Genomic DNA, 7,553 nt, shown 5'->3' with positions numbered 1-7,553 from the left:
ATTTTCCCTTGCACGAAGGGCATTTCCGTGTCACGACACAGCCATCACCCACATCAGGCTGAAAAATCAGGGTCAGACTAACGCGCTCGCGTCGAAAACCCAGCTCACGTCCGCATTCGCGAGGTTCCCGAAGTGGTTCGGGGGAGCGAAGCCGACGAGCGTGTTCATGTCCCAATAGTCTTTCCAGACCGTGATTTTGCCGTCCTCGACCTTGTGCACCGTGACGAACCGCAGCACGCCCTGCTCTCCCGTCGCGAAAGTCCAAGTCTCCGAATGTTCGTAGAGGACGTCGGAACCGTCGGACACCAGCACGCCGTCGTGGTTCTCGTAGCCGGCCAGCGGCTCGAGCGCCATCTTGAGCCGCTTCACGATGTCGTCGGGACCGCGGGCGGCCAGCGCGGGCACCGGCATGTCGACGTAGAGGCAGTCGTCGGACAGGAAGGTCTTGACCGCATCCCAGTCCCGCCGCGAAAGTGCCTGCCATAGCCCGAGGACGACGTCGCGGACAGTGCTCGTGGATTCGATTGTCACAGCCGTCATCACACCCGCTCGCGCAGCGGCTGTCAACGATTAGTTGTCGACCCCGGCCATCGAGTGCGCCGGGCCCAGGGCCACCGGCAGCGTCGACCAGCCCCGCAGCACCCGCGTGGCACGCCGGCTTCCGGTTCCCGCGGCGCGCACGTCGGGGAAGCGTTCGAAGAACGCCCGCAACCCGACTTCGCCCTCGGCGCGCGCCAGGGCGGCGCCCAGGCAGAAGTGCCGACCCCCGGAGAACGCGAGATGCTTTCCCGCATTGGGCCGTTGGATGTCGAAGCGGTGCGGGTCGATGAAGACCTTGGGATCGCGGTTGGCCGCGGCCAGGTACACGACGACCAACTCGCCGCGGGTGATCGGCGTTCCCGCCACCTCGACGTCGTCGAGCGCCACCCGCGCGGTCAGCTGCACCGGGGACTCCAGCCGCAGGATCTCCTCGACGGCGTTGGGCCACAGCTCCGGGCGTTGCCGCAGCGTGTCCAGATGCTGCGGCGCGTCCAGCAGCATGCGGATGCCGTTGCCCAGCAGGTTGACCGTCGTCTCGAACCCGGCCGCCAACACCAGACCGGCGATCGCCTCAAGTTCCTTATCGCTCAAATAAGTTTCGGCAGCACCGCTTTCGGCCATCTGGATCAACTGGCTCATCAAGTTGTCGCTCGGCGCGCGCCGCAGCTCCTGAAGGTGGGCGGCGAGCCAGAGGTTGAATCCGGCGAGACCGTGCTGCACGCTGCGGTATTGACGCCACGGCAGTCCGATGTCCAGGCTCGGCGCCGCCAGCTCGCCGAACTCCAGGACGCGGCGCCGGTCCTGCTCGGGTACTCCCAGGATGTCGCTGATGATGGCGACCGGGAGCTGCGAGCAGTACCGTCCGACGACGTCGACCACTCCGGAGGTCCCCGACCCGCGGGCCAGCCGGTCCAGCAGGCCGGCGGCGGTCTGCTCGACGCGCTCGCGCAGGGCCGCGACCGCCCGCGACGTGAACACCGCCGACACCGTCTTGCGGTAACGCGTGTGGTCCGGCGGCTCGACGGCCAGCAGCGACGGTGCGCGCAGCGGATGCAGCAGGTCGTCGCGGGTGCGGCGTTCCAGCCGCCTCAGCGGCCGCGGCAGATTCGACCCCATGTTGACCACGCGGAAATCGTCGGACCGCAGCAACTCCTGGGCCAGCGCATGGTCGGCGGTCAGGTAGTTGATGCGGCCTTTCACCAGCGGCCCCAAAGCGCGCAGCTCCTCGTAGAGCGGAATGGGATTCGCGGCCACCGACGGGTCGGCGATCAGCCTGGCCTGCAAGTCGCCCTGCCACGCCGCGATCGTCGCGGCGCCCCGGACGAATCCGTGCATCGCGAGCCAGTGCAGTCTTTCCTTCATCGGACCAGCGTAGGACGAATCTGTTGCGGGCCTCAGCACTCGGCGGTGATCTTGAACGCCGTCGTCACCACCGTATTGGGGTTGCTGCTGCTGATGCCGTAGGCACTGCCGCTGATGGTGTACGCGTCGTTGGTGATATCGGCATGCGCCTCTCCCACGCCGTCTTTCCAGTAGCTGCCCGTGAAGCCGTCGATGTCGCGGATCTTCACCCACTCGGGGATGGCCCGGTAACCGCTGAGCAGCACCACCGCCTCGACGCGGCCGCCCCGGTCGCGGATGTCGAGAGTCCGGTAGAACTGCTCCTGGCTGCACGCCGCGGGACGCGTCGCATGCGTGGCGCCGTCGATCGTCAGATGGGCGGCCTTGCGCGGCAGGGTCTGGGGCGCGGCGCACCCCGCCATACTGGCCGCCGTCAGCACACCAGCGACCACGAGCAACCGGTTCCGCACGCCTTGACCTCCGTTACCGCCGCTCGGGCATCAGCGCGGGCAGGGACTTGAGAATACGACCCCGCATGAATTCCGGGCTCAGCCCCTTGATCAGGTCGATCATCCGGATGCTCTTGGGCACGTACCAGTGCAACCGTGTCGGGTGCTGATAAGCCTGCCAGGCCACCCGCGCGACGCTGCTCGCGGGCATCAGCCGGAACATCCCCTTCTTGGGCGCGCGGGCGCGCACGTCCCCGGCCGACGTCGCGCCGGCGCCGGCGGAGTGATCGGTGGTCGTGGTCAGGATGGCCGTGTCGATCAGGCCGGGCAGCACGTCGGCGACCCGCACCCCGTGCCGCTGCCATTCGACGCTCAGCGCCTCGGTCAGCCCCTTGACCGCGTGCTTGGTCGACGAGTACACGGCAAGGCGCGGCATGCCGTAGGTGGCCGAGGACGACGACGTGGAGAACATCAGGCTGCCCGGCGTCTTCTTCAAATAGGGCAGTGCGGCGTAGGCGCCGGTCAGCACGGCCTTGAAGTTCACGTCCACGACGCGCATCGCCGCGTCATAGGGCACGTCCTCGAACCAGCCGGTCTCGCCGATTCCGGCGTTGTTCCACATCATGTCCAGGCCGCTGTCCGTGTTGCCGGCGCAGAAGCCGGCCAGCGCCCCCTCCAGGGCGGCCCTGTCCGTCACGTCGACGGCGCGCGTCCACAGCCGATCGCCGCCCAGTTCCCGCCCCAGTGTCGCCAGGCCGTCGTCGTGGCGGTCCACGGCACCGACGCGCCAGCCTTCGGCGTGGAACAGCCTGGCCCCCTCGCGGCCCATGCCGCTGCCCGCGCCGGTGATGAACACCGATCTCATGGTGCCGGGCATGCGAGCCTTCCGGTGCTGCGTCGTGATCAGCCTGCCTCGACCACGTCTTTGATGCGGTGCAGCGTCTTGGTCATATCACGGATGTTGCGCCGCTTGCGCAGGAAGCCACCGAACAGCCAATAGACGGCAAGCAGCGGAGAGGAGTTCAGCCGAAAGGACTCGGTGACGTCGGTGCCGCCTTCGCTGGGCGCCAGCCGGTAGTGCCAGTTGTTCACCGCCCTGTCGCCGACGAGCACCGCGAATCCGAACTCGCGGCCCGGTTCGCAGGCGGTGACCTTGCACGTCGTCCAATACACCGGCCCGATCTCGTTGCGCCGGACGTGGCCGCGGAATTTCGCGCCGAGCGCCGGGCCGGTGGCACCGCCCAGCCATTCGGCCTCGAAGACCTCCGGGGAGAACCTCCCGATGTTGCGCACGTCCGCGATCACGTCCCAGATCTTGTTCGCGGGCGCACTCATGTGAACGGTCGCAGAACCTTCCATGGCCCGATCCAAACACAGCTTGGCGTTTGCTCCTAGGCCCCGATCGCGGAGCGTCGCGAGCTAGTGCGGCGCGGCGAGCTGGATCAGCCCGTTGATGATCTGCTTGATGCCCTGGGCCGGGTGCGAATACCACCCGATCGGCAGGCCCGACTCGGCGCCACACTTCGGCCAGGGTTCCAGGCCTTCCTCGGCGAAAAGCCGGTCGGCCACCGCGATCTGCTCCTCCCGCGAGGCGGCTGCCGGGTTGCCCACCCCGCCGTAGCGCGCCCAGGTGCCCGGCTTGAACTGCAGTCCGCCGTATTCGCCGTTTCCGGTGTTGGCGTGCCAGTTGCCGCCGGACTCGCACTGCGCGATCGCGTCCCAGTTGGGTGCCGGGGGTGCGGCGTCGGCCACACCGGGGGGAGAAGTCAGCGACGCTGCAACCAGCCCGCCGACCACCAAGGTCTTGGCGAGAGGCGTGCAGGGTTTTTTCATGCCCAGCATTTCGGCGGGCGTGTCCGGAGCGTTACCTATTTGAAAATGGCGCGAGATATGCCGTCTATCTGCGGAAATCGCCCTACCGACCGGCCAAATCGGAATTTTAGAATTCGGTGAGAAAAATTTAAATTATCGCTGGCAATATCGCCGTGCGGCTAACGCCGGGCTCTGAACGTACCGGACCGGCCCGAGTTGATTAGCCTGGCCCCAGACGAACTCACACAACACCCATGCGCAAGACCGCCCACGACCGTCACCCCACGAGTCAGGGGACACCAACGCGATGGCTGCGCCCGGCGCAGGTTCGCGCGCTGACCGCTGCCATGCTCACGGTCTCACTGCTGTTGGGCGGGGCCTTCCTGGCGGTCGATCGGCTGCATGCCACGCCCGCCGATGTGCTCGACCATCCGGCTGATCCGATCGGCGACGACCAGACCCGGGCCCAGGTCATCGACGCCGCAAGACAGGTCGTCACCGTCGCCCGGCTGAACACTTCGTCGGCCGGCTACGCACTGATGTCCTGCAAGGACCGCTTCGACCCGCCGTATCAGGGCGCCGTCTACCTGACCTTCGCGCTGCCGGCCGGCGCGCGGGCTTTCAGCTACTTCCCGGCGATCGTGCGCGCACTCCGCGCCCGCGGCTGGACCCAGGGTCTGCCGGCCAACGATCACGCCTTCGGCACGACACTGTCCAAGGATGACGCCACGGCGGTCATCTATCGCCAGAACGAGGATCCGGGGCTGGGCATCGTCCGCGTCTACGGTCAATGCCGGGACATGCACGATCACACCGACGACGCGACGGCATGGACCGACGTCACCGACGAGTTCGCGAAGACGGGCTGACGGGAACGGCGGGCGCAGTAGCGCGTCGGCAGAGCAGAGGGTTAGGCACCGCCGCCGGGGGTGGCGCCCAGGGTGCTCTGGAGGTCGGGCTTCATCGCGTTGAGCTGGGCGCCCCAGTACTCCCAGCTGTGGGTGCCGTTCTGGTCGAAGTTGAACACGGCGTTGTGCCCGCCGGCCGCGTTGTAGGCGTCCTGGAATTTCAAGTTGCTGCTGCGCACGAAGTTCTCCAGGAACTCGGCGGGCATGTTGGCCCCGCCCAGCTCCGACGGCGTGCCGTTACCGCAGTAGACCCACAGGCGGGTGTTGTTGGCGACCAGCGTCGGGATCTGCACGGTGGGGTCGTTGCGCTGCCAGGCCGGGTCACTCGACGGCCCCCACATGGCGTCGGGCTTGTACCCGCCGGCGTCACCCATGGCCAAACCGATCAGACTCGGCCCCATCCCGCTGGACGGATCCAGCAGCGCCGAGAGCGAGCCGGCGTAGATGAACTGCTGCGGGTGGTAGGCCGCCAGGATCATCGCGGAGCTGCCGGACATCGAGATGCCGACCGCGGCGCTGCCGGTGGACTTGACGCTCCGGTTGGACGCCAGCCATTGCGGCAGTTCGCTGGTCAGGAAGGTCTCCCACTTGTAGGTCTTGCAGCCGTCGTTACCGCAGGCGGGCTGGTACCAGTTGGTGTAGAAGCTGGACTGCCCACCGACGGGCATGATCACCGACAGACCCGACTTGTAGTACCACTCGAACGCCGGGGTGTTGATGTCCCAGCCGTTGTAGTCGTCCTGGGCCCGCAGCCCGTCGAGCAGGTATACGGCCGGGGAACCGTTCCCACCGCTCTGGAACTGGACCTTGATGTCGCGGCCCATCGACGGCGAGGGCACCTGGAGGTACTCGACGGGCAGGCCCGGGCGCGAGAACGCACCCGCAGTGGCCGCGTCCCCGGCAAGACCGATCAGGCCGGGCAGCGCGGTGGCCGCCGCCGCACCGACCAGTAGCCGGCGTCCCCAAGCCCGAATCTTGTCGCTCACGTCTGTCATACCTGCCCCTTAGTCGTATGTCGTCGCGTGTCTTCGCTGGAATTTACCGTGGTTGGAGGCCGAATGTCGATGAGGACGCGGCCTCGTCTCGATTGTGTTGCGCTGTTCGCGCCGGATCGCGAGTGTCCGGGAAGACCCCGCACGGGCCACGCCCGGCTCCCATACGGCACACGGCACGGCAACAACGCAGGTAGGCGCCCCGCGCTCGCCAGATCCGCCCGACCAGGGCCCGGCGCGGTGGCGGCATCCGCTTTGATGTCCGCGTCGGCCGTACGGAGACGCCGGGAACGATCACCCGGCCGCGTTCCCGCGAGCGACGCGGTCCGGGTGCAGCTCCGCCGCCCCGGATGTGGCGCGGTTCGGCGGCATGCTGGCTGTCGTCTGTGAGTTAGGCGCGGATTGCGGGCCGGAGCACCCAGGCGTGCGTCGACCGCGTAGGCTCTCTCGCAGCACGCCGATGGAGACCACGCTGTCCCGGTCCGTTCCGGCTCTCACGAACTGCCGCACCGACGGTTGCATGGTGCGCGACGGTGAGGCTGAGGGCATCGGCGGTCGAACGATTGAGGTGCAAATTTGGACACGGTACTGGGACTGTCGGTGACGTCGACCGCCGTCGGGTGGGTACTCGCGGAAGGGCATGACGCCGACGGCACCATCCTTGACCACCGCGAGATGCCGCTGTACGACGGCGGCGGGGTGCGCGCTGTGAGCACGGCCGAGCAGGTGACCGACGAAGTACTGCGGGTGGAGGCCGTGGCATCCGCAAACGACCAGCGGGTGCGGGTCATCGGCGTGACGTGGACCGACGATGCCGCCGCGCAGGCCGCGCTGCTGATGGAGGCGCTGACCGACGCGGGTTTCGACAACATCGTGCCGGTTCGGTTGCTCGAGGCCGTCGAGACGCTGGCTCGGGCCATCGCACCGGTCATCGGCTTCGAGCAGACGGCGGTCTGCATCCTCGATCGCGCGTTCGCCACCGTCGTCATGGTGCACACGCACAACGGCGCGACGCAGACGGCCGTCAAGCACGTCAGCGGCGGCTTCGAGGGGCTGACGTCGTGGCTGACCGGGATGTTCGAGCGCAACGGCTGGCGTCCCGGCGGAGTGGTCGTCGCCGGCGCGGACAGCGACATCCACGATTTCTCGTGGGAGCTGGAAAAGGCTTTGCCGGTGCCGGTTTTCGCGCAAAACATGGTTCAGGTGACGGTCGCCCGGGGCGCGGCGCTGACCGCCGCGAGGAGCACCGAGTTCACCGACGAGCAGTTGGTGGTGCGCGCGCCCGAACCGGCGCCGGAGCCCCCGCGCCCCCGGCGGTTGTCGTATGCCGGCGCGCTGACGGCGCTGGCCGCCGGCGCGGTCACGTTCGTCGCGTCGCTGTCGCTGGCCGTGGGCATCGAGATCGCCCCGAAGGACCAAGCCGCCTCGGCAAAACACGCGGTGCACTCCCCGGCACCCCAGCTGGCCCGGGCCGTCGCGCCGGCGGTTGCCCCGCCCGGGGAGGTCGCGCC

9 protein-coding genes are annotated in these 7,553 nt (G+C 68.0%); 2 read left to right on the top strand and 7 right to left on the bottom strand.

The genetic code is table 11. The annotated features are described in order from the left end of the window. Positions 1-72 precede the first annotated feature (72 nt). The 6 genes from FPZ47_RS25430 to rpfC all read right to left on the bottom strand — a co-directional run bounded on the left by FPZ47_RS25430 (position 73) and on the right by rpfC (position 4,172). On the bottom strand, positions 73-525 hold the full coding sequence (locus FPZ47_RS25430) for a nuclear transport factor 2 family protein (protein WP_425461823.1): 453 nt from the start codon (positions 523-525) through the stop codon (positions 73-75). Between the two features lie 45 nt (positions 526-570). Beyond that, positions 571-1,902: a cytochrome P450 gene (locus tag FPZ47_RS25425; RefSeq protein ID WP_144954858.1), complete on the bottom strand. Its 1,332-nt coding sequence runs from the start codon at positions 1,900-1,902 to the stop codon at positions 571-573. A gap of 32 nt (positions 1,903-1,934) precedes the next feature. Continuing rightward, the gene (locus FPZ47_RS25420) at positions 1,935-2,303 is read right to left on the bottom strand and encodes a lipoprotein LpqH (RefSeq protein ID WP_425461822.1); all 369 of its coding nucleotides are present in this window, start codon (positions 2,301-2,303) and stop codon (positions 1,935-1,937) included. A 61-nt stretch (positions 2,304-2,364) separates the two neighbouring features. Further along, positions 2,365-3,195 (bottom strand): SDR family oxidoreductase, encoded by an 831-nt coding sequence (locus FPZ47_RS25415; RefSeq protein ID WP_144954852.1) that lies wholly within the window; start codon positions 3,193-3,195, stop codon positions 2,365-2,367. Between the two features lie 38 nt (positions 3,196-3,233). Further along, positions 3,234-3,707, bottom strand: a complete 474-nt coding sequence (locus tag FPZ47_RS25410; protein ID WP_210420007.1) for an SRPBCC family protein — start codon at positions 3,705-3,707, stop codon at positions 3,234-3,236. A gap of 42 nt (positions 3,708-3,749) precedes the next feature. Beyond that, positions 3,750-4,172 (bottom strand): resuscitation-promoting factor RpfC, encoded by a 423-nt coding sequence (rpfC, locus tag FPZ47_RS25405; RefSeq protein WP_168209567.1) that lies wholly within the window; start codon positions 4,170-4,172, stop codon positions 3,750-3,752. A gap of 224 nt (positions 4,173-4,396) precedes the next feature. Between rpfC and FPZ47_RS25400 the strand changes: the two genes are divergently transcribed. After that, positions 4,397-5,011 carry a hypothetical protein gene (locus FPZ47_RS25400; protein ID WP_210420005.1) on the top strand — a complete coding sequence of 205 codons (615 nt, stop codon included), beginning with the start codon at positions 4,397-4,399 and terminating at the stop codon, positions 5,009-5,011. 41 nt (positions 5,012-5,052) lie between these two features. Here FPZ47_RS25400 and ag85B read toward each other — a convergent pair whose 3' ends face one another. Next, positions 5,053-6,045 (bottom strand): diacylglycerol acyltransferase/mycolyltransferase Ag85B, encoded by a 993-nt coding sequence (gene ag85B, locus FPZ47_RS25395; RefSeq protein ID WP_144954846.1) that lies wholly within the window; start codon positions 6,043-6,045, stop codon positions 5,053-5,055. A 573-nt stretch (positions 6,046-6,618) separates the two neighbouring features. Here ag85B and FPZ47_RS25390 point away from each other — a divergent pair. Then, a partial coding sequence (locus tag FPZ47_RS25390) for a DUF7159 family protein (protein ID WP_145039685.1) occupies positions 6,619-7,553 on the top strand: 935 nt, incomplete at its 3' end.

This window comes from Mycobacterium helveticum, from assembly GCF_007714205.1.
Taxonomy (GTDB): domain Bacteria; phylum Actinomycetota; class Actinomycetes; order Mycobacteriales; family Mycobacteriaceae; genus Mycobacterium; species Mycobacterium helveticum.
This window is presented reverse-complemented; position numbering and strand designations above follow the sequence as displayed.